The organism is Frigidibacter sp., assembly GCF_030695035.1.
GTDB lineage: Bacteria > Pseudomonadota > Alphaproteobacteria > Rhodobacterales > Rhodobacteraceae > Frigidibacter.
In genome coordinates, this window is the sequence record NZ_JAUYTT010000019.1 from 81,010 (window position 1) to 102,946 (window position 21,937).

General features: G+C 70.8%; 17 protein-coding genes and 1 tRNA gene. All 18 read left to right on the top strand.

Annotated elements, in window-relative coordinates; genetic code table 11:
- Nucleotides 1–87 precede the first annotated feature (87 nt).
- Nucleotides 88–1,119, top strand: coding sequence for a TRAP transporter substrate-binding protein (locus Q8S30_RS17435; RefSeq protein WP_305667289.1), 1,032 nt, complete (start codon nucleotides 88–90; stop codon nucleotides 1,117–1,119).
- A 75-nt stretch (nucleotides 1,120–1,194) separates the two neighbouring features.
- Nucleotides 1,195–1,710 (top strand): TRAP transporter small permease, encoded by a 516-nt coding sequence (locus Q8S30_RS17440; RefSeq protein ID WP_305667290.1) that lies wholly within the window; start codon nucleotides 1,195–1,197, stop codon nucleotides 1,708–1,710.
- Nucleotides 1,711–1,716: 6 nt separating this feature from the next.
- The gene (locus Q8S30_RS17445) at nucleotides 1,717–3,015 is read left to right on the top strand and encodes a TRAP transporter large permease (RefSeq protein WP_305667291.1); all 1,299 of its coding nucleotides are present in this window, start codon (nucleotides 1,717–1,719) and stop codon (nucleotides 3,013–3,015) included.
- A gap of 5 nt (nucleotides 3,016–3,020) precedes the next feature.
- Entirely contained in the window at nucleotides 3,021–3,890 is an 870-nt protein-coding gene (locus tag Q8S30_RS17450; RefSeq protein WP_305667292.1) for an SMP-30/gluconolactonase/LRE family protein, read from the top strand.
- A gap of 12 nt (nucleotides 3,891–3,902) precedes the next feature.
- On the top strand, nucleotides 3,903–4,745 hold the full coding sequence (locus Q8S30_RS17455; RefSeq protein ID WP_305667293.1) for an NAD(P)-dependent oxidoreductase: 843 nt from the start codon (nucleotides 3,903–3,905) through the stop codon (nucleotides 4,743–4,745).
- 67 nt (nucleotides 4,746–4,812) lie between these two features.
- Nucleotides 4,813–5,655, top strand: a complete 843-nt coding sequence (locus Q8S30_RS17460; RefSeq protein ID WP_305667294.1) for a hypothetical protein — start codon at nucleotides 4,813–4,815, stop codon at nucleotides 5,653–5,655.
- A 50-nt stretch (nucleotides 5,656–5,705) separates the two neighbouring features.
- A complete protein-coding gene (locus tag Q8S30_RS17465; RefSeq protein WP_305667295.1) occupies nucleotides 5,706–6,857 on the top strand; it encodes an FAD-dependent oxidoreductase in 1,152 nt (383 codons plus the stop codon).
- The gene (locus tag Q8S30_RS17470; protein WP_305667296.1) at nucleotides 6,854–8,476 is read left to right on the top strand and encodes an acyl-CoA dehydrogenase family protein; all 1,623 of its coding nucleotides are present in this window, start codon (nucleotides 6,854–6,856) and stop codon (nucleotides 8,474–8,476) included. The genes Q8S30_RS17465 and Q8S30_RS17470 overlap by 4 nt, the downstream gene beginning before the upstream one ends.
- 57 nt (nucleotides 8,477–8,533) lie before the next feature.
- Nucleotides 8,534–10,129: a phytoene desaturase family protein gene (gene crtI, locus Q8S30_RS17475; RefSeq protein WP_305667297.1), complete on the top strand. Its 1,596-nt coding sequence runs from the start codon at nucleotides 8,534–8,536 to the stop codon at nucleotides 10,127–10,129.
- A gap of 295 nt (nucleotides 10,130–10,424) precedes the next feature.
- Complete coding sequence (locus tag Q8S30_RS17480) at nucleotides 10,425–12,011, top strand: NAD(P)/FAD-dependent oxidoreductase (RefSeq protein ID WP_305667298.1); 1,587 nt, start codon at nucleotides 10,425–10,427, stop codon at nucleotides 12,009–12,011.
- Between the two features lie 16 nt (nucleotides 12,012–12,027).
- Nucleotides 12,028–12,846 (top strand): lysophospholipid acyltransferase family protein, encoded by an 819-nt coding sequence (locus Q8S30_RS17485; protein WP_305667299.1) that lies wholly within the window; start codon nucleotides 12,028–12,030, stop codon nucleotides 12,844–12,846.
- Nucleotides 12,847–12,849: 3 nt separating this feature from the next.
- Complete coding sequence (locus Q8S30_RS17490; RefSeq protein WP_305667300.1) at nucleotides 12,850–13,962, top strand: glycosyltransferase family 2 protein; 1,113 nt, start codon at nucleotides 12,850–12,852, stop codon at nucleotides 13,960–13,962.
- Nucleotides 13,963–13,968: 6 nt separating this feature from the next.
- Nucleotides 13,969–15,579 (top strand): squalene/phytoene synthase family protein, encoded by a 1,611-nt coding sequence (locus tag Q8S30_RS17495; RefSeq protein WP_305667301.1) that lies wholly within the window; start codon nucleotides 13,969–13,971, stop codon nucleotides 15,577–15,579.
- Between the two features lie 10 nt (nucleotides 15,580–15,589).
- The gene (locus Q8S30_RS17500) at nucleotides 15,590–16,831 is read left to right on the top strand and encodes an FAD-dependent oxidoreductase (RefSeq protein ID WP_305667302.1); all 1,242 of its coding nucleotides are present in this window, start codon (nucleotides 15,590–15,592) and stop codon (nucleotides 16,829–16,831) included.
- The gene (locus Q8S30_RS17505) at nucleotides 16,828–18,186 is read left to right on the top strand and encodes an aldehyde dehydrogenase family protein (protein WP_305667303.1); all 1,359 of its coding nucleotides are present in this window, start codon (nucleotides 16,828–16,830) and stop codon (nucleotides 18,184–18,186) included. Before Q8S30_RS17500 ends, Q8S30_RS17505 begins: the two co-directional genes overlap by 4 nt.
- 18 nt (nucleotides 18,187–18,204) lie before the next feature.
- The gene (locus Q8S30_RS17510; RefSeq protein ID WP_304813401.1) at nucleotides 18,205–18,882 is read left to right on the top strand and encodes a GNAT family N-acetyltransferase; all 678 of its coding nucleotides are present in this window, start codon (nucleotides 18,205–18,207) and stop codon (nucleotides 18,880–18,882) included.
- Between the two features lie 11 nt (nucleotides 18,883–18,893).
- Nucleotides 18,894–18,975: transfer RNA gene (locus Q8S30_RS17515), tRNA-Leu, on the top strand.
- 273 nt (nucleotides 18,976–19,248) lie between these two features.
- A partial coding sequence (locus Q8S30_RS17520) for an MG2 domain-containing protein (RefSeq protein WP_305667304.1) occupies nucleotides 19,249–21,937 on the top strand: 2,689 nt, incomplete at its 3' end.

Sequence of the window (21,937 nt, forward strand, 5' to 3'; positions counted from 1 at the left end):
ACGAATTGACAAGACGCCGCGAGCAAGTCGTATGATGTCGTATAACCCATGGCCAGAAGGCCGTGGGACGGGAAGGAGAGACAATCCATGAAAGCTCTGCGCGCCATCCGCGCCAAGGCCGCCGAGGCCTTTCGAGCCAAGGCCGGCCAGGCCTTCTGTGCGGGTGCCCTGGCGGCTGCCGCCCTGCTGCCCTGGTCCGCCACGCCCGCCACGGCGCAGGAATGGCGCGGCTGGAACATCCATGCGGCGGACTATCCCAACGGCCAGGGCCTGGACCGATTCGGCCAGCTGGTGATGGAGCGGACCAACAACCGCATCCGCATGCGGACCTACCACTCGGCGCAGCTCGGCCAGCAGGATGAGGCCATCCAGCAGATGCGGCTGGGGTCCATCGATTTCGGCAATTTCAACCTCTCGCCCTTCAACAACCTGGCGCCGTCGACCAATGTGGTGACGCTGCCCTTCCTGTTCCGCAACGTGGCGCACAGCCATGCCGCGATTGACGGCATCGCCGGGACCGAGATCGCCAAGGACCTGGAGGCGATCGGCATCATCGCACTCGCCTGGTATGATGGCGGCGCCCGCAGCGTCTATTCCACCCGCCCGATCCGCACGCCGGCCGATATGCGCGGCCTGAAGATCCGCGTGCAGACCAGCGATTTGTGGATCGACCTGATGCGCGCACTCGGCGCCAATGCCACCCCGCTGCCTTTCGGCGAGGTCTTCACCAGCCTGCAATCCGGCGTGATCGACGCGGCGGAGAACAACTTCCCGTCCTACGAAAGCACCCGGCATTTCGAGGTGGCGCGCTACTACACCACCACGGAACACTCCAACGTGCCCGAGGTGCTCGCCGTCTCCCAGCAACGCTGGCGCCGGCTGAACGAGCAGGAGCGCAACATCGTGCGCGACGCCGCGCGTGAAAGCGCCACCCTGCAGCGTCGCCTCTGGGCGGAGCGGGAGCAGGTTTCCCGCCGGCGGGTCGAGGCCGCGGGCGTGACCGTGATCGAACTGACGGATCGCACGCCCTGGTCACAGCTGATGGAGCCGGTCTACGCGAAATACGCCGCGACGCCGCGCCTGTCCGGCATGGTGCAGGCCATCCGCGCGCTGCCTTGATGGGATGGGTGGCCTTTGGGCCACCCTTTCCTGCCGCGCCGGTTTCCAACGCCTTCCCCAGGAACGCACTCAGCCATGGCGATGTTTTCCCGCGTGCTCGACGCCTTCTGCAACATCGTAGTCATGGTCGCCGGCTGCGCCCTGGTCGGGCTGGTGGTGATGATGGGCTGGATGGTGTTCGGCCGCTACGTGCTGAACGACACGCCGACCTGGATCGAGCGCGCCGCCACGCTGTCCATCCTGTGCATCGCCCTGCCGGTCGCCGCCGTCGGGGTGCGGGAGCGGTTCCACCTTTCGGTGCTCGGCTTCCGGGAGGCGCTGCCGATGCAGGTACAGCGCTGGATCGCGGTCGGCTGCGATACCGCGGTCGGCGTCTTCGGCTTCGCGATGATGATCTATTCGCAGGAGCTGGTGGACATGGTCTGGAACTTCAAAATTCCGCTGCTCGGCATCAGCCAGGGCTGGACCTATGTGCCGCTGCAGGTCTGCGGCGGGCTCGTCACGCTTTTCGCCATCGAGCAGGTGCTGCGCGACATCCTGAACAAGGACGGCCCCGAGCAGCGCGGCATCGCCGCGGCCTTCCTGGAGTAAATTCGCGTGGAATTCGGGCTTTTCCTGATCTTCGGGATCTTCGTCCTTGGCGTCGTCTCCGGCGTGCCGGTGGCCTTCGTGCTGGGGATCGCCGCGCTGGTCGGCTTTCTCTACGAAGGCATCAACCCCGCCGTCGCCTTCCAGCAGATGGCCGCCGGCATGAGCATCTTCGCGCTGCTCGCCATTCCCTTCTTCATCTTCGCCGGGGAGCTGATGCTGCATGGCGGCATCGCGCGGCGGCTGGTGGCGCTGGCCTCCGCCGCGGTCGGCTGGATGCGCGGCGGGCTCGGCATGGTGGATGTCTCCACCTCCATGCTGTTCGGCGGCATCTCGGGCTCCGCGGTGGCCGATACCTCGGCCACCGGCGTCATCCTGATCCCGGCGATGAAGGCCAAGGGGTACGGGGTGGATTATGCGGTGTCGCTCACCGTCACCTCCTCCATCGCCGGCATCCTGATTCCACCCTCCCACAACATGATCCTGTACAGCCTGGCGGCGGGTGGTGGCATCTCCGTCACCGCGCTGTTCATCGCGGGCATCGTGCCGGGGCTGATGATGTGCGGCTTCCTCGCCATCGCGGCCTATGTCATGGCGGTGCGCCGCGGCTATCCGTCCGAGCCCTGGGCCGGCTTCCGCCATCTGTTCTGGCGCTTCGTCGATGCGCTGCCCGGCCTGTTCACCGCCTTCATCATCCTGGGCGGCGTCCTGTCCGGCGTCTTCACCGTGACGGAAAGCGCGGCCTTCGGCACACTCTGGGCGTTGCTGGTGACGGTGCTGGTCTACCGCAGCCTGAGCTGGGACAGCTTCAAGGTCGCCGTCGCCGCCAGCGTCCGCACCTCCGCCGTGGTGTTCCTGCTGGTCGGTACCGCCACCGCCTTCGCCTACCTGCTCGCGCTGTACCGGCTGCCGGATCTGCTGACGGAGGGGATGCTGGCGATCAGCTCCAATCCCATCGTCATCATGCTGATGATCAACCTCTGCCTGCTGCTGCTCGGCTGCATCATGGACATGGCGGCGCTGATCCTGATCACCACGCCGATCTTCCTGCCGGTGGTGGTGGCGATCGGCGTCGATCCGGTGCAGTTCGGCATGATCATGATGATGAATCTGGGTCTCGGCCTGACCACGCCACCGGTCGGCGCCGTGCTCTTCGTCGGCTGCGCCATCGGCAAGATCCCGATCGAGGCGGTGATGAAGACCATCTGGCCCTTCTACGGCGCCATCGCCCTGGCGCTGCTGCTGACCACCTATTGGCCCGCCGTGTCGCTGACGCTGCCGAGGTTGCTGCTCGGCTACGAAGGCTGAGCCGCATGTTCAGCCTTGCCGCCGACCTGCGGGCGCAGGTCGGCGAGAGCCCGGTCTGGGATGCGGCGCGGGGCGTGCTGTGGATGGTGGACATCCTGGCCCCCTGCGTCATCCGCTTCGACCCCGCCACGGGCGTGACCCGCCGCATCCCGATGCCGGAGCCCTGCGGCAGCCTGGCGCTGTGCCGCAGCGGCGCGCTGCTGGTGGCACAGCGCGCCGGCGTGGTGCGGCTGGAGCCCGACAGCGGCGCCATCACCCCCTTCGCGGCGATGCCGGAGGAGCCGGCGCATAACCGGCTGAATGACGGCAAGGTCGGCCCGGATGGCTGCTTCTGGATCGGCAGCATGGACAACCGGCCGGACAAACAGGCCACCGGCATCCTGTGGCGCGTCACGCCCGATGGGCGCGTGGAACGCCGGCGGGATGGGCTGGTGGTCTCGAACGGCCTGGCCTGGTCGCCGGATGGCTGCACCATCTGGCATTCGGACAGCCGCCGCGCCGTGCTCGACCGCGCCGGTTTCGACCCCGCGACGGGCGCCACCGGCCCCTGGCGCCATGTGCGGGATTTCGATGAGGCGACCGGCCGCCCCGATGGCGCCGCCTGTGATGCCGCGGGCAACTACTGGTCCGCCGGTGTCTCCGCCGGCCGGATCAACGTGATCGCGCCCAATGGCACGATCCTGCGACATTTCGACTTCCCCGTGCCCGCGCCCACCATGCCCTGCTTCGCCGGGCCGGGGCTTGCCACGCTGTTCGTCACCAGCCTCCGCGCCGGCAAGGATGCGGCGACGCTGGCCGCCCATCCTGGCCTGGGTGGGCTGTTCCGCGCCGAGGGTCTGGGCCAGGGTGCGGCCATCACGCTTTTCGCCGATTGAGGGATTCCCGCCATGCCCCACACCAAGCCCATCCTGCTGACCGGCGCCTCCGGCAATCTCGGCCGCATGCTGACGAAGGAGCTGTCCGCCGCCGGCTACACGCTGCGGCTGACCGACATCATGCCCTTCCCGGATGCGCTGCCGAAGGGCGCCAGCTTCGTGAAGGCGGATCTGACCGAATCGCTCGCCATCGTCCGCCAGGCGGAAGGCTGCGGCACCATCCTGCATTTCGGCGGCGTCAGCGTGGAGAAGCCCTTCGAGGAAGTGGCCGGCCCCAACCTGCATGGGCTGTACCACATCTATGAGGCCGCCCGGATGTTCGGCGCCCGCGTGGTCTTCGCCAGTTCCAACCACTCCATCGGCTTCCACGAAAGGCCGCAGGGCAACCAGGGCAAGCTGGATGCGGACTGCGCCTTCCGGCCGGATGGGTACTACGGGCTGTCCAAGGTGTACGGTGAGCTGATGGGCCGCATGTACTGGGACAAGCATGGGGTGGAGAACGTCAATATCCGCATCGGCTCCTGCTTCCCGAAGCCGATCAACAAGCGGATGCTGGCCACCTGGCTGTCCTATGCCGACCTCGCCCGGCTGATCACCCGCACCATCGAGGCCGAGCGCGTCGGCCATTGCGTGGTCTGGGGCGCCTCGAAGAATCCGGACAGCTTCTGGGCCGAGGATCACCGCGACCGGCTGGGCTGGGCGCCGGAGGATACGGCGGAGGATTACCGCGCCGAGGTCGGCGCCATCGTCTCCGACGATCCGGTGGAGGAACGCTACCAGGGCGGCGGCTATTGCTCGATCGAATACTCCCGCAAGGGCGGCTTTTCGCCGCGCGACCAGTTCGAACAGGAATGATGGCCGCGCCAGGGTTTCCGACCTGCGGACGGCACCCCGGCCGGCGCCCGGCAGTGGCGGGCAGGATATGATCCGCCTGGCCTCCGGCGATTGGGACGCCACGATCCTGGTCAGCCAGGGCGCCGCGATCGGCGCCCTGTCCTGGCGCGGGCAGGACATCGTGCAGCCGGTGCCGGAGGGCGAAAGCCCGAATCGCGGGCTGCACAGCGCCTTCCTGATGGCACCCTGGACCAACCGGCTGGCGGAGGGACGCATCTCGGTCGGTGGGCAGGACTACGTCATGCCGATCAACCGGCCGCTGGAAGGCCATGCGCTGCATGGTTTCGTGCGGGAACGCGCCTGGGTGGTGGAAGCCCAGGCGCCGGATGCCGCCATCCTCACCTGCGCCGTGGACCATCCGCCTTTCCGCTGCACCGCGCGGCTGGAGGTGGCGCTGGAGCCAGATGGGCTGCGCCTGGACCTGACGCTGACCAATAGCGGCGATGCGCCGACGCCCATGGGCATCGGCTGGCACCCCTTCTTCACCCGCCCCGCCGGCCTGCGGCTGCGCTTCGCGGCCAGCACCGTCTTCGGCCGCGATGCCCGCAACCTGGCCATCGCGCCGCGCCCCAGCGCCGGCTTGCAGGGTGGGGTAGAGGTGCTGGAAGGGCTGGATACGCATTTCGCCGGCTGGGATGGCGTGGCGGTGATGACGCGCCCGGGCGGGCCGGACCTCGAACTGCGCGCCACCGGCGATTGGGCACGCAACCTGCAGATCTATGCCCCGCGCGGCATCCCGGTGCTGTGCGTGGAGCCGGTGAGCCACGCGCCGGATGCGGTGAACCGGCCCCATATCGCAGCGCATGGCCCGATGCATCTCCTGGCGCCGGGCCAGTCCCTGCGGGGGGGCACAACCCTGCTACTGGTGTAAGCACCGGACCCCCTTCCACAACCCAGGCGCGGCAGGCCAGACTGGGCGCCATGCAAAGCGCTCTCGTGCTCGGTGCCGGTGTCATGGGCCTGTCGGCCGCCTGGGCGCTTGCGCGCGCCGGCTGGTCGGTGCGGGTGGTGGACCAGGACCCCGTGCCCAATCCTCGCGGCAGTTCGGTGGATGACCACCGGCTGATCCGCCACGCCTATGGCGCCGCCACCGGCTACATGCGGATGATCGACCCGGCCCATGCCGCCTGGGACCTGTTCTTCGCCGAGGCCGGGGAACGCCCCTATGTCCAGACCGGCGTGCTGGCCCTGGCCAATGCCCCCGGTGGCTGGCTGGCGGAAAGCCGAACCGCGCTGCTGGGCGATGGCCATGCGGTGACGGAATTGGACGCCGCGACCGTCGCGGCCCGCCACCCCTTCCTGTCCCCGGATGGCATCGCCGCCGCCTTCCACCTGCCCTCGGGCGGCGTGCTGCTGGCGCGGCGGATCGTGGAGCTGCTGGCGCGCGGCCTGGCCCGGCGCGGCACCGATATCCGCCGCGGCCAGGCGATCGCGGTGGACCCCGCCCATGGCGCGGTGACGCTGGCGGATGGCACGCGCCTGCAGGCGGACCTGCTGGTGGTGGCCGCCGGCCCCTGGGCGCCACGCCTGCTGCCGGGTTTGGCGGCGCGGGTGCGGCCGACGCGGCAGATCATCGTCCGCCTGGCCCCGCCACCGGAACATGAGGCCGGCTGGCAGGCGGCGCCGATGCTGCTGGATCTGGCCGAGGATGGCGGCTTCTACGCCGTGCCGCCGGTGGCCGGCACGCCGCTGAAGATCGGCGACCATCGCTTCGCGCCCACCTCCGACCCCGACGCACCGCGGGAGGCGACGCCAGCGGAGGCGGCGGAAATCCTCGGCCTGGCCCGGCATCGGATCCGTGATCTCGAAAGCTATCGCGTACTCTCCGCCGCGGCCTGCTACTACGACGTGCAGGCGGAGGAGCGATTCGTGGTGGAGAAGCTGGGGGAGCGTGCCTTCGTCATGTCCGGCTTTTCCGGCCACGGCTTCAAATTCGGCAGCCTGCTCGGCCTGGCGCTGGCGCGCGCGGCCGCCGACCCGTCCCTGGTGCCCGGGCTGGCCGGCTGGGCCGCCGGCGCCACCCCGCCGCCGCCCGGCCTTCTGACCGACCTTCAACAGGCTGCCACGACATGAGCGTGACCGATGATCTCGTCCTCGGCCTGACCCGGGTGATCGACCTGCCCGGCCTGACGGAGGCCGCCGGCGCCCAGCTCGGGGCCGACGACATCGCCGCCCTGGTCGAGGAAGCCGCCCGCTTCACCGGGGAGAAGCTGGCCCCAGGCTGGCAGCAGGCGGACCGCCATGGCGCCCGCTACGCCAATGGCACCGTCACCTGCCCGCCGCACTACACCCAGCTGATGCGGGACTGGATCGACAGCGGCTGGCAGGGCATCGCCGCGCCGGTGAAACATGGCGGGCAGGGCCTGCCGCACGCGCTGTGGATCGCGGTGACGGAGCTGGCCTCGGCCGCCGACATGGCCTTCTTCCTCGGCCCGGTGCTGACCGCCGGCGCCATCGACCTGCTGGTGGGCCATGCGACGCCGGATCAGGCCGAACGCTGGCTGCCCAAGCTGGTCTCCGGCGAGTGGACCGGCACGATGTGCCTGACCGAGCCGCAGGCCGGCTCCGACCTCTCGGCGCTGCGCTGCCGCGCGGAACCGCTGGGCGAGGGGCGCTACGCGCTGCACGGCCAGAAGATCTACATCACCTGGGGCGAGCACGACCTTACCGAGAACATCCTGCACCTGGTCCTCGCCCGGCTGCCGGGCGCGCCGGAAGGCTCGCGCGGCATTTCGCTGTTCGCTGCGCCGAAGATGCTGGCCGAGGGCGGCCGCAACGCGCTGCGCTGCGGCGGCATCGAGCACAAGCTCGGCATCCACGCCTCCCCCACCTGCATCATGCTGTTCGATGGCGCGGAGGCGGAACTGGTGGGTGAGCCCGGGCGGGGGCTCAACGCCATGTTCGCCATGATGAACGCCGCCCGCCTCGCCGTGGGCGTGCAGGGCGTCGGCCAGGGCGCCCGTGCCCTGGCGCTGGCCGAGGCCTATGCCGCGCAGCGCAGCCAGAATGGCCGCAACATCGACCAGCACCCCGATGTCGCTCGCATGCTGGCCGAGATGCGCGCCACCACGCTGGCCGGCCGGTTGCTGGCGCTGGAAGCCGCCGCCGCGCTGGACCGGCACCATCTGCTGGGGGATGAGGCCGGCGCCACCCGCCTCGCCTTGCTCACCCCCATCGTCAAGGCCTGGTGCACCGATCGGGGGGTGGAGAATGCCAGCCTCGGCATCCAGGTGCATGGCGGCATGGGCTTCGTCGAAGACAGCGGCGCCGCCCAGGTGATGCGGGACGCACGCATCGCGCCGATCTATGAAGGCACCAACGGCATCCAGGCGATCGACCTGCTGGTCCGCAAGCTGGCCCGCGACGAGGGGGTGGCCATGCGCGCCCTGCTGGCGGAGGTCGCCGCCACCGATCCGCGCCTGGCCCCGGCCAGCGCCCGCCTGGCCGCCGTGACGGACCTGTTGCTCGGCCTGCAGGGCAAGGACGCCGATTTGGCGCAATCCCTGGCGGCGGCCTATCTCGACGCCAGCGGCTGGCTGCTCGGCGGCTGGATGCTGGCCCGCGCCGCCGCCGCCAGCCCGGACAGGGCCGCCCTGGCGGGTTTCTACCTGGCCCGCCTGCTACCGCGTGCCGAGGCCCGCTGCCTTGAAATTGAGCAGGGTGCGCTGCTGCCCCTGCCGCCGCATCATTAACGGATCGCACATGCCTCTTGCGCGCTGGCCGACCGGTCGCATCTGCTGCCCAACGATATGACCGCACCCTTGTCCTCCCCCGCCCTTCACCGCTCCCGCCCCAAGGTTGCCATCATCGGCGCCGGGCCCGGGGGTCTCGCCGCCGCCATGCTGCTGGCCGCCTCCGGCGCCAGGGTCACGGTCTATGAAAAGGATGAGGTGGTGGGCGGGCGAACCCGCACCCTGACCTCGCCGGAGGGCTACAGTTTTGACCTCGGCCCGACCTTCTTCCTGTATCCGCGCATCCTGAAGGAGATCTTCTCCCGCTGCGGCGCGGATCTCGAGAAGGAAGTCGATATGCGGCGGCTGGAGCCGCAATACCGGCTGCTGTTCGAGCAGGGCGGCAACGTCACGACGCTGGACGCCAGCGCCAACCTCGAACGCATGGAAGCCGCGATCGCCCGCATCTCGCCCGGGGATGCCAAGGGCCTGCGGCCCTTCATGCAGGAAAACCGTGCCAAGCTGGAAGCCTTCCGGCCGGTGCTGGAACGCGCCTTCTCCACCGCCGCCGACATGATCCGCCCGGACATGATCAAGGCGCTGCCACTGATGAAGCCCTGGTCCACCGTGGACAAGGATCTGGCACGGCATTTCAAGGACCCGCGGGTTCGCCTGGCGTTTTCGTTCCAGACCAAATACCTGGGCATGTCGCCGTTCAAATGCCCGGCGCTGTTCACCATCCTGTCCTTCCTGGAATACGAACACGGCGTCTTCCACCCGATCGGTGGCTGCGGCGCCGTCTCCAACGCCATGGCACGCGTCGCCGAACGCCTCGGCGCGGATATCCGCCTGAACAGTCCGGTCGACCGCATCGCCTTCGAGGGCAAGCGCGCCAAGGGTGTCGAGATCGGCGGCACGCGGCATGACGCGGATGCGGTGGTGGTCAACGCCGACTTCGCCGGCGCCATCCCGAAGCTGATCCCGAACCACCTGCGGAAGACCTGGACCGACAAGAAGATCGGCAAGGCGCGCTATTCCTGCTCGACCTTCATGCTCTATCTCGGCCTGGACCGGACCCTGCCCGGCGTCGCCCACCACAATGTCATCCTGTCCGAGCAGTACCGGCAGAACATCGGCGAGATCGAGACCGGCGTGATCCCGGAAATCCCCTCGCTGTATGTGCAGAACGTCGGCGCCACGGACCCGACCATGGCCCCCGAGGGTCACTCCGCCCTTTATGTCCTGGTCCCGGTGCCGAACCTGATCGTGCAGCCGGACTGGGCGCAGCAAAGCGCGCGATTCCGGGAAATTGCGCTGGACCGGCTGAAGGTGCTCGGCCTCGGCGACCTGCGTCCCCACATCAAGTACGAGCGCATCGTCGCGCCACAGGATTGGGAAAGCGACTTCAACGTGGGCTTTGGCGCCACCTTCAACCTGTCCCACGAACTGCCGCAAATGCTGCTGTTCCGGCCCGGCAACCGCTACCGCGACGTGGACGGCGTGTACCTGGTGGGCGGCGGCACCCACCCCGGCAGCGGCCTGCCCGTGATCTACGAAGGTGCCCGCATCACCACCGGCCTGCTCGCCGCCGACCTCGGCCTGTCCGGCGCCCCCAGCCGCCCCACGGCCGACAGCGGCTTCCAGGCGGCAACCCCGGTGACGGCGGAGCCTTAACCCGGTTACCGCGGATGGTTAGCAAGGAGGGCTCCGGTTGCGGCAGTGCCGCAACCCCCGCACCCTCCCGCGAAGGGGCAGTGGCCCCTTCGAACCCTCGACTTAGGGGTAGGCGAGAGGAGGGGCACGGCGGGCGTTTTGGGACAAGCGGATGCGCAATGCCCCTCCTCTCGCCTACCCCTTAACGGGATTCCAAAGGGACCACTGTCCCTTTGGCGGGGGTGCAGGGGGCAGCGCCCCCTGCAATACCACCCGCGAAAACGGCTAAGACTTCGGACGACACGGAGGAACGCGCATGGCAGACCGGGTGGTGGTGGTGGGTGGTGGCCTCGGTGGGCTGGCCGCGGCGTGTGTGGCCGCGGCGCGTGGGCACAAGGTGACGGTGCTGGACAAGAACCCCTGGATGGGGGGGAAGGCGGCGGTTCTGAATCTGGAGGCGCCGGATGGGTCCGGGTCGTTCCGGTTCGACATGGGGCCGACGATTCTGACGGTGCCGCGGGTGTTGCGGCGGATCTACGCGGAGGCGGGGCGCGACCAGGCGAAGGAGTTGCCGCTGATCCGGCTGGACCCGCAGTGGCGTTGTTTCTTCGAGGATGGCACGCAGATCGACCTGATGGCCGATGTCGCCACCATGCAGGCGGAGATCGAGAAGTTCGCACCGGGCCGTGGCTTGGGCGAGGGGTATCGCAAGTTCCAGGAGGAGAGCCGGCACCTGCATGGCGTCTCGGAGAAGTTCTTCTTCTGGCGGCCGGTCGAGGGTGTGACGGACACCATCGACATGAAGGCGAATCTCAACCCGAACACGCTGCGGGATGTGTTGTCGCTGAAGATGGGCCAGACGGCGGCCAAGATCATCCGTGGCCATGTTCCGGATGAGCGGCTGGCGCAGATGCTGGACCATTACTGCCAGTATATCGGCTCCTCGCCCTATCTGGCGCCGGCGGTGGTGTGCTCGATCGGCGACATGCAGGCGAGCGAGGGTGTCTGGTACCCCGTGGGCGGAACGCGCGCGGTGGCGGAGGGCCTGGCCAAGCTGGCTGGCGAGTTGGGCGCGGAGCTACGCACCAATGCCGAGGTGACGGGCTTTGACATCGAGAACGGCGCCATCAAGGGCGTGCGCGTGGGCAGCGAGACGATCGCCTGCGATGCGGTGATCTCCAATATGGACGCCATCCGCACCTACAAGGAGCTGGTGGGCGGCGAGCCGGGCCGGAAATACGCCAAGAAGAACTTCGAGCCGGCGTGTTCGGGCGTGGTGCTCTATCTCGGCCTGAACAAGCGCTACGACCACCTGGCGCATCACTGCTTCGTCTTCTCCCGCGATGCGGAGGAGGAGTTCGATGCAATCTACAAGAAGGGCGAGCCGGCCCCCGACCCCACCGCCTACCTCGCCGCCACGTCGTGCAGCGATGACGGCACCGCCCCGGCGGGCGGGGAGGCGCTGTATGTGCTGGTCCACACCCCGCATCTGCGCCCGCACCATGACTGGTCCAAGATGTTCCCGAAGTACCGGCAGACCATCCTGGACAAGCTGAAGCGCACCGCGGGGATGGAGGATATCGAGGAGCGGATCGTGGTCGAAAGCCAGCTCACGCCCGTCGATATCCATGAGCGCTACAAGGTGCTGGATGGCGCGATCTACGGCCTCGCCAGCCATGGCAGCTTCACCGGCGCCTTCAAGCCGGGCAACCGGTCCAAGATGGTGAAGGGCCTGTATCTCTGCGGTGGCGCCGCGCATCCGGGGCCGGGCATGCCGATGGTGATGATGTCCGGCTGGATCGCGGCGGATGCGCTGGACCGCGACCGCGGTGGCAAGGGCATGTCGGATGCGGCACGCGAGGCCGGGCGGCGGGAGGCGGAGCTGGCCGCCGCGGCGGAGTAGCCATGCCATGAATGCCATGCCGGAAAGGGCCGGGGGCGAGGCGGGCGAAAGCCCGGTCACGCTGTACGACCCGCGCCGCATGGCGTTCTTCCACTACATGTTCACCCGCTTCTTCCGCAAACACATGCGGGCCGGGCGGGTGGCCCGCTGGGGTCTGCCGCAGGAATACGGCGCCCGGCCACTGGTGGTCTTCGCCAACCATCCGGGCTGGTGGGACGGTGTCGCCTTCATGCTGCTGTCGCAGCGGCTGTTTCCCGGGCGGCGCATGTTCGTGCCGATGGATGCCGGGGCGATCACCAAGTACCGCTTCATGACGCGCATCGGTGTCTTCGGTGTGGAAGGCGGCACGCCGCGCGGTGCCGTGGCCTTCCTGCGCACGGCGCGGCAGGTGCTGGCGGCGCCGGACCGCATGTTGTGGATGAACGCGCCCGGCCGGTTCAGCGATGTGCGTGAGCGCCCGGTGCCGATCGCCCCCGGCATGTCCCGCCTGCCGGAGATGGCGCCGGATGCGCTGTTCGTGCCGCTGGCGCTGGACTACCCGTTCTGGTCGGAGCGCAAGGCGGAGATGCTGTGTGCCTTCGGCCCGCCGATCGAGGCGGCGAGCCTTGCCGCGCTGCCGCGGGAGGATCGGCTGGCGGTGCTGTCGGGGGCGCTGGCCGCCACCATGGACCGGCTGGCGGAGGATGCCATCGCCCGCGAACCGGCGCGATTCGAGACGCTGCTGCAGGGCCCCGAAGGCATGGGCGGCATCTACCAGCTCTGGCGACGCTTGCTTTCCGCGATCAAGGGACAATCATTCGACCCAAGACATGATCCCAAGGGGGGGGCGGGCTAGGCGATGGATAATGATGCCACTTGGGATTTCACCTGGGCCTGGATAGCGCTCGCCCTGGCCATGTTCCCGGCCACCATGGGGGTCGTGAACCTGTTCCTCGTGCGTCCGCCGCGCGGGGTGCCGGCCAGTGGTACGCTGGTCTCCATCCTGGTGCCGGCGCGCAATGAAGCGGCGAACATCTCGGGCTGCCTCGATGCCGCACTGGCCTCTGCCGGCGTGGCGGTCGAGGTGGTGGTGATGGATGACGGCTCCACCGACGGTACGGCGGAGATCGTGCGGGCCTATGCGGCGCGGGATGCGCGGGTGCGGCTGGAAGCAGCGCCCGCCTTGCCTTCGGGCTGGACCGGCAAGGTGCATGCCTGCGCCCGCCTGGCGGATGCCGCGCGCGGCACGCATTTCCTGTTCATCGATGCCGATGTGCGCCTGGCGCCGGACGCCGCCGCCAGCATGGCCGGCCATGCGGCGCGCACCGGCACGGTGATGGTCACCGGCGTGCCGAAGCAGGTGATCGGCTCGCTGGGCGAGGCGCTGACCGTGCCGATGATCAATTTCCTGATCTTCTGCTACCTCCCGGGCGGGGGCCGCGCCTTCACCCAGCGTTCCGGCATGGCGGCGGCCTGTGGCCAGTTGCTCCTGGTGGAGCGCGAGGGCTATTTCGCGAGCGGCGGTCATGAAGGGGTGCGAGGCGTGCTGCATGACGGTCTGGCGCTTGCGCGCCGCATGCGCGAACACGGCCTGGCGACCGAGATCGTCGAGGGCCACGCCCTGGCCACCTGCCGCATGTACACCAACTTCCGCGACAGCTGGGCCGGCTTCATCAAGAATGCGCGGGAGGGCATGGCAACGCCGGTGGGCCTGCCGATCTGGACCGTCATGCTCGCCGGCGCGCATCTCTGGCCGTTCTTCTTTCTGCCGCGCAGCGCGGCGATCCTGGCGCTGGCGCTCGGCTTCGCGCTGCGCGCCGCCGTCACGCTGCGGGTGCGGGAGCCGTGGTGGACCATTCCGCTGCATCCGCTGACCGTGCTGGTGGCGCTGGCCATCCAGTGGGCGGCGCTGGTCCGCGGGCTGATGGGCAAGCCGGCCGGCTGGAAGGGGCGGGCCTATGAGCCCGTCTAGCTGAACATGGACCAGTCCGAGTTCGCGGCCGGGCTTGCCGCCGGTCCGCCGAACCGGACGGAAACGACGGAGAATTTCCCGGTCGCCTCCCGCCTTCTGCCGCCCGAATTGCGGCCGAAGGTGATGGCCTTCTACCGCTTCGCCCGCATGGCGGATGATATCGCCGATGCGCCGGAGCTTTCGCCGCCAGCCAAGCTGGCCCGCCTCGATGCCATGGAACGCCTGCTGGACGACCCGCAGGGCCCGCTGGCCGAGGTCGGCACGGCGGAGGCGCGGGTGCTGCTCTCGGCCTTCCGGCAGGATGCCGTGCAGCAGCGCTACCCGGATTGGCCGGCGCTTGAGGATTATTGCAAACGCTCCGCCGCGCCGGTTGGCCGCATGCTGCTGCGCCTGCATGGGGAGGCGCATCCGCAGGCCGAACCGGCCGCCGATGCGCTGTGCGCGGCGTTGCAGATCCTGAACCATCTGCAGGATCTGGTGCCGGACCGCACGGCGATGGGCCGCATCTACCTGCCCGAACCCTGGATGGCGCTGGCGGGCGGTGAGGGAGGCTTCTTCGCGCCCAACAATCCGCAGCGCCGCGCCGTGCTGGATGCGGCGCTGGACCGGGTGGAGGCAACGCTGGAGGTGGCGGCGCCGCTGCCGCGCCTGCTGCAATCCCGCCTGAAGCGCCAGGCGGCGGTGACGCTGGCGCTGGCCTGGCGCCTGCTGGCCCGGCTGCGTGCGGCGGACCCGGTGGCCGGGCGCGTCGCCCTGCGCCGTGTGGATTTCGCCGCCGCCTTCGCCGGCCTGCTGCGCCCGCCGCCCGGCGATGCCGATGTGGTGCGCGCCCGGGTGGATCGCGCCGGCAGCAGCTTCGGCCGCGGCATGGCGGTGCTGAAGGGCGAACGCCGCCGGGCGCTGTATGCCGTGTATGGCTTCTGCCGCGCGGTGGACGACATTGCCGATGGCGCGATGCCGGAGGCTGAGAAGCGCCGCCTGCTGGCCGCCTGGCGCGGCAAGCTGGTGCGTGCGGATTGTGCGCTGTCCGCCGAACTCGCCTGGGCGCGCGCCGCCTTCGCGCTGCCGCTGGCCGAATGCGTCGCCATGATCGACGGCATGGAGACCGATGCCACCCCCGGCCTGCGCCTGCCGGATGAGGCGGCGCTGGATGCCTATTGCCGCCGCGTCGCCGGCAGCGTCGGCGCCATGGCGGTGCGGATCTTCGGCGCGCCGGGGGCGGAGGATTTCGGCCTGGCGCTCGGCCGCACCCTGCAGCTGGTCAACATCGTGCGCGACGTGGATGAGGACGCGGCGATCGACCGCGTCTATGTCCCGGCTTCCTCGCTGGCCCGCCACGGCGTGCCGCCCGGCACCCCTTCGGCCATCGTCGCGCACCCGCATTTCGCGCTATGCTGCGAAGACCTCGCGGCGCGGGCGGCGGCCGGCTTCGCGCGGGCGGAACTGGAATTGCAGGAGCATGACGCGAAGGCGATGAAACCGGCGCGCATCATGATGTGGGGCTACCGCAGGCTGCTGGACCGCATGCTGGCCGCCGGCTTCGCCCATCCGCGCCGGCGGCCGCGGCTGGGGCGGGCGGAGAAGCTGCGCATGGCCTGGCTGGCGGTGCGCCCATGAGGATGCGGGCATGACGGTCCATGTGGTCGGCGCCGGCGTGGCCGGGCTGGCGGCGGCGCTGGCCCTGGTGCGCGGCGGCCGCCGCGTGGCGCTGCATGAGGCCGCCCCGGTGGCCGGCGGCCGCTGCCGCGCGCTGCCCGATGGCACGGATAACGGCACCCACGCCCTGCTCGGCGCCAACCATGCGGCGCTGCGCTTCCTGGTGCAGATCGGCGCGCGGGATGGCTGGGTGGAACCCGAGCCCACCGGCCTGCCGGTGCTGGATCTGGCGAATGGCAGTGCGCGCCGTGTGGCACTGTCCCCGCTCGGCTGGGGCGATGCGGCGAAACGGCCCGATGGGGTAACACTGGGTAGCCTGTTGGCCCTGCTGCGCCTGGCGCTGCCCGGCCCGGATCGCAGCGTGGCGGAGGTCTTCGCCCACCACCCCAAGCTGCTGCGCGCGCTGGTGGAGCCGCTGACGGTGGCCGCGTTGAACACCCCGGTGGGTGAGGCCTCCGCCCGCCGGCTTGGCGCCGTGTTGCGGCGGCTGGGTGGCAAGGGCGCGGCGCGGCTGCTGGTGGCGCGCCAGGGCCTCGGGCCGGATCTGGTGGCGCCGGCGCTGGCGACGCTGGCCTGCCACGGCGCCAATCTCCGCACCGGGGCCCGGCTGCGCGCGCTGGTGCAGGAAGGCGGCCGCGTCACCGGCCTGGATTTCGGCGCGGCGACGCAGCCGGTCGGCCCCGCCGATGCCGTGGTGCTGGCCCTGCCGCCCTGGGAGGCGCAGCGCCTGCTGCCCGGCCTGCCGGTGCCGGCCCGGCATGCGCCCATCCTGAACGTGCATTTCACCCGGCTCGAGGAGGGCGAGGTGCGCTTCATCGGGCTTCTTGGCGGGTTGGCGCAATGGGTGCTGGTGCGCCCTTCCGGCGTCTCCGTCACCGTCAGCGCCGCCGATGACAGCGTCGGGCTGAGCGATGCGGAGGCCGTTTCGCAGATCTGGCCGGAGGTGCGGGAGGCGGCGCTGCGCTTCGGCCTGCCCGGCGCCTGGCCGGTGGAACCACCCCCCGCGCGCGCGGTGCGCGAACGCCGCGCCACGCCGCGGCACGGGCTGAACCCGCCCCCGGCCCCGCCACGCTGCCCGCTGCCGAACCTGGCGCTGGCCGGCGACTGGACGCTCGCCGCGCTGCCGGCCACGATCGAGTCCGCCATCCGCTCCGGCGAGGCCGCCGCCGCCGCGCTGCTTTCCGCACGGGCCCGCCAGGCCGTCGCGGCGTGAGGGCGGCGGAGACCCCGGCCGGCGCGCTGGCGCGGCTGCGTACGGTGGAAGCGCGCGATGGCCGCCTGTCGCTGGACCAGCGGCGGGATCTGCTGGACCGGCTGGCCAAGACCCTGCTGGCGCGGGCGGAGGATCTGGCCGCGGCGCTGGATGCCGATTACGGCGGCAGGTCGCGGCTGGAGACGCTGCTGGCGGATGTGCTGTGTACCGTCGATGCCGCGCGCTATTCGCGCCGCCACCTGAAAAGCTGGGCGCGGCCCCGCCGCGCCGCTGTGCCCTACCCCTTCTGGCCGGCGCGGGCGTGGGAGGAGCCGGTGCCGAAGGGCATCATCGGCATCATGGCGCCCTGGAACTACCCGGTGCAGCTGGCCCTGGTGCCGGTGGTGGATGCGCTGGCCGCCGGCAACCGCGTGGTGGTGAAGCCGAGCGAGGGCGTCCCCCGCACCGCAGCCCTGATCGCGGAGGTGCTGGAGGCCGCGCTGGGCCCGGAGGTCGCCGCCACCGTGCTGGGCGGGCCGGATGTGGCCGCCGATTTCGCGGCGCAGCCCTGGGACCATCTGATGTTCACCGGCGGCACCGAGACCGGCCGCAAGGTGGCGCAGGCGGCCGCGCGGAACCTGGTGCCGGTGACGCTGGAACTCGGCGGCAAATGCCCGGCCGTGGTGCTGCCCGGCGCCGATCTGGCGGTGGCGGCGCGGGATATCCTGGTGGGCAAGGCGGTGAATGCCGGGCAGACCTGCATCGCGCCGGACACCGTGCTGCTGGTCGGCCACACCACCGCGGCCTTCGCGGATGCCTGCCGCGCCAGCGGCCTCGCCTTGCCCGAGACGGGCCTGGCCAGCGACGCGCAGGCAGCGCGGCTGGACCGGCTGGTGGATGGTGTGGCGCTGCAACCGCTCGGCCCGGATGGCCCCGGCCGGCAGCGCGCCTTGGCGCTCGCCTTCCCGGACGCCGGCGCTGCGCTGGCGCGGGAGGAGGTGTTCGGCCCCGTGCTGGCGGTGGAGGCCGTGGCGGGGCTGGCAGCCGCGATCGGCTGGATCAACGCGCGCCCGGCGCCGCTCGCGATCTATCTGTTCGGCGCCACGGCGGCGGAAACGGCGGCGGTGTCCGCCGCCACCCGGTCCGGCGCCCTGGTCAGCGGGCGGACGGTGGAATATGCCGCCTTCCCGGCGCTCGGATTCGGCGGCACAGGCGGCTCGGGGCAGGGGCGTTATCACGGAAAAGCAGGATTTTTAACCTTTTCCGAGATCCGTTCACATGTTCGGCATGGCCCCTGGAGTCTAGCGCGCCTCTTTGATCTTCCAAGAAAAAGACTCGCGCACCGGTTGATCACGAGGCTGGTCGGCGTTCGTTAACGATGCCAATCTTGATGCATGAACGCATCAGAAGAACAACGGCGGGATGTATGCACGGAAAGGCTGTGCCTCCGTTTGCCCTTCCCCGAAGATGCCGCGGCGCTTGCTGGCCTTATGGGGCCAGAGATCAGTGCACGACTTGCATCCTGGCCGGTTCATCTGGCGCCGGAGGCTGCGGCCGCGCGGCTGGGTGAGGCCCGGGCCGCCGCGATGGCCGGGCTGGCGCTGCCCATGGTCATCACGCGGCGTGATGGGGGTGAAATTGTCGGCTGGATCAGTGCCGCACGTTCCGAGGCCGACCGCAACCGCGCCGTGCTGACCTACTGGCTGGGCGACCGTTTCCAGCGCGAGGGGCTGATGCGGGAGGCTGCGCCGGCGGCGCTGGCTGCCATATTCAACCAGATGGGGGTCAGCGAGGTGCGCGCCGCCGTGCAGCCGGACAACGCGGCCTCCCGCGCCGTGCTGCGCGGCCTCGGCATGCGTCCGCTCGGCCTCGGCCATATCTGGTGCGCGGCGCGGGGGCGGGAGGAGCAGTGCGAGTGGTGGACCGTGCTGCGGCCGATCGAGACGATCCTGCCCCAGACGGATGTGGCGCAGGACAGGCCACCGGCGCATGCGGCGTCCTGCACCGACGGTGCCGGGGTGCATGCGGTGCCGAAGGACCACCCTGGCGAGTTGCGGGCCGGCGCGGCATAAGCGGTGTGAAGGCGGGCGTGCCGGAACGGTAGACGGAAGGGTCTTAAAAACCCTCGGCCCTGTGCCATGCGGGTTCGATCCCCGCCGCCCGCAATTCCCTGGTCCCGCGGCGGCAGCCTCGCGGTGCCGCCCTTGCCCTGCGCCAGCCGGGCGAAATTCGCACCCTCGGCACCCGCATCGGCGATATCGGCACCGGCCTTTCCAACCTGGTGCGGCTGGATGCGCTGGCGCCTGCCGCGCGGCATCCCCGGCCTGATCTGCGGTCGCGACGCACGAAACAAAGTTTCGTCGCGGCGGCTTCGGCATGGCTGCACGGCTGCGGTGGCCATGCCATGCTGCCCGGAAAACGCCGCGCAGGAGCCCGTCATGTCGCCCCGCTTGTTGCTGCCCCTGCTGCTGCTGCTCGGCTGGCTGCTGCCGCTTCCCGCCCTGGCCTTCGACCCGCCCGGCCTCGCCCAGGATGCCGGCGCCTATGAGAGCGCGCTGAGCCGGCGCTTCCCCGCCGGCGGCACGCCCCAGCAGCGCGCCCAGGCCGAGGCCCGCGCGCGCGCCGCGGAGGCCCGCAAGGATTGGGCCGCCGCCGCCGCGGCGTGGGAGGAGCGGGTCGGCGCCGGCGACGCCAATGGCGATACCTGGCTCGCCTTGTCCCGCGCCCAGCTTTCCCGCACCCCGCCGGAGGCGCGGCGCGCGCTGCAGGCGGCGTGGCGCGCCTATATGATGGTGCCGGGCGGTCCGCCCGAAATTCCCTCCCTGCTCGCGATGGCGGAGGCGTTCGGCCGGCTGGACCAGCCGGTCTGGCAGATCGAGGCGCTGGAAGCCGTGGTCGACCGCGCCCCGCAGGAAGTGCGGCACCGGGAGGCGCTGGGCAGCGCCCGTCGCAGCGCCGGCCTGCTGGTGCGCCGCATCACGACGGAGCCGGATGCCGAGCCGGCGCGCGCCTGCCTCACCTTCACCTCCGCCCCCGCGCGGCGAACGGATTGGCAGCCGGGCGACTGGCTACGCGCGGACCCTGCCCTGCCGGGCATGGCGGTGACGCGGGAAGGCGATGTGCTCTGCATCGCCGGCCTGCCCTGGGGCCAGACCACGCAGCTGGTGCTGCGCGCCGGCATGCCGGGGGAGGATGGGCTGCGCGTGCAGCGCGACCGCACATACCGCATCGCCATGCCGAACCGCCCGGCCCGCATCGCCTTCGACAGCCGCGCCTTCCTGCTGCCGCAAGGACAGGACCCGCGCGTGACGGTCGCCACGGTGAACGTCTCCGCGCTGCATCTGCGGCTGGTACGCGTGACGGAGCGCAACCTGGTGCCGCTGATGCGCGACTGGCGCCCGGGCCAGGTGATGGAGGATTGGATCAGCGAGAACCTTTCCGAGGATCTCGGCACCGTCGTCTGGGAAGGCCGCGCCGAATTGCCGCGGGCGGAGCCCAACCGCATGGCCCGCGCCGCCCTGCCGCTGCCGGATGCGCTGCGCAGCGCCGGGCCGGGGATGTATGTGCTGGTGGCGCGGCCCGGCGATGGCACGCAGCGGGCCGGCAGCGCCGCGCTGGCCGTGCTGGCGACCGATCTCGGCATCACCGCCTGGCGCGGTCCGCAGGGGCTGGCGGTGCAGCTGCGCGGCTTCTCCGATGCCAGGGTGCGGGACGGCGTGCGCGTCGTGCTGCTGGCGCGCAACAACGACATCCTGGCCGAGGCGCAGACCGATGCCGATGGGCTGGCGCGCTTCAACGCCGCCGCGCTGCGCGGTGCGGGCAATCTGGCGCCGGTCGCGGTGCAGGCCTTCTCGGGCGCGGATTTCGCCACGCTGAACCTGGAATCCGCCGCCTTCGACCTGACCGATCGCGGCGCGGAGGGACGGCCGCATCCGGGGCCGCTCGATGCCTTCCTCTGGCTGGATCGCGGCATCTACCGGCCGGGCGAGGTGGTGCAGGTTGGCGCGCTGCTGCGCGATGGCGGCGGGCAGCCGGTGGATCTGCCGGTACGGCTGCGGGTGAAGCGCCCGAACGGCCAGGTGTTTTTCGAGATGGTGCCGGACCGCGTGCAGGGCGCCGCCTTCGTCGCCCCCGTGACGCTTTCCGCCAGCGCGCCGGCCGGCGCCTGGACAATTGAGGTGCTGGCGGACCCCAACGCGCCGCCGATCGGCACCACGACCTTCCGCGTCGATGCCTTCGTGCCGGAACGGCTGGAAGTGACCGCTGGCCCCGCCCCCGGCACGCTGGTGCCCGGGCAGGAGATGCAGATTCCGGTCGCCGCCCGCTTCCTGTATGGCGCGCCCGGCGCCGGGCTTTCGGGCACGGCGGAACTGCGCCTGAGCGTCGATCCGCAGCCCTTCGAGGCCTGGCGCGGCTGGCGCTTCGGCCTGATGGACGAGAGCTTCACGCCGGACCTTCAGGTGTTCGACGTGCCGGAGACGGATGCGGAGGGCCGGGCCACGCTCGCCCTGCTGCTGCCCCAGGCGCCGGACACCACGCGGCCGCTGCGCGCCGATGTGTCCGTGCTGATGTCGGAACCGGGCGGCCGCAGCAGCGGCACACGGCTTTCGCTGCCGGTGCGTGCCCGTGGCACGCTGCTCGCCATCCGCCCCGCCTTCGAGGGCGGCGCGGTGAATGACGGCGCCGAGGCCGCCTTCGACATCGCCGCGGTGAACCCGGATGGCGCCGCCACAACCGGCACGCTGCGCGTGCGGCTGGTGCGCGAACGGCCCGACTGGCGGATCGTGATGCGCGAACGCCTGGCCCGCTACGAGACGGTGTGGCGCGACGAGCCGGTGGATTCCACCGATGTGCAGGTCGCCCCCGGCCAGCCGGCCCGCTTCGCCCGAACCCTGTCCTTCGGCCGCTACCGGCTGGAAGTGACGGAGCCCAGCGGGCCCGATGGTGGATTGGGCATCGCCAGCTACCGCTTCCGCGCCGGCTGGGCGCAGGCGGAATCGGCGGAGGTGCCGGACCGCGTCGATGTCGCCGCCGATCGCCGCGCCTACAGCGCCGGCGACGCCGCGCGGCTTCGCATCACGCCGCCCTTCGCCGGGCGGGCCAGCATCGCCGTGCTGACGGATCGCG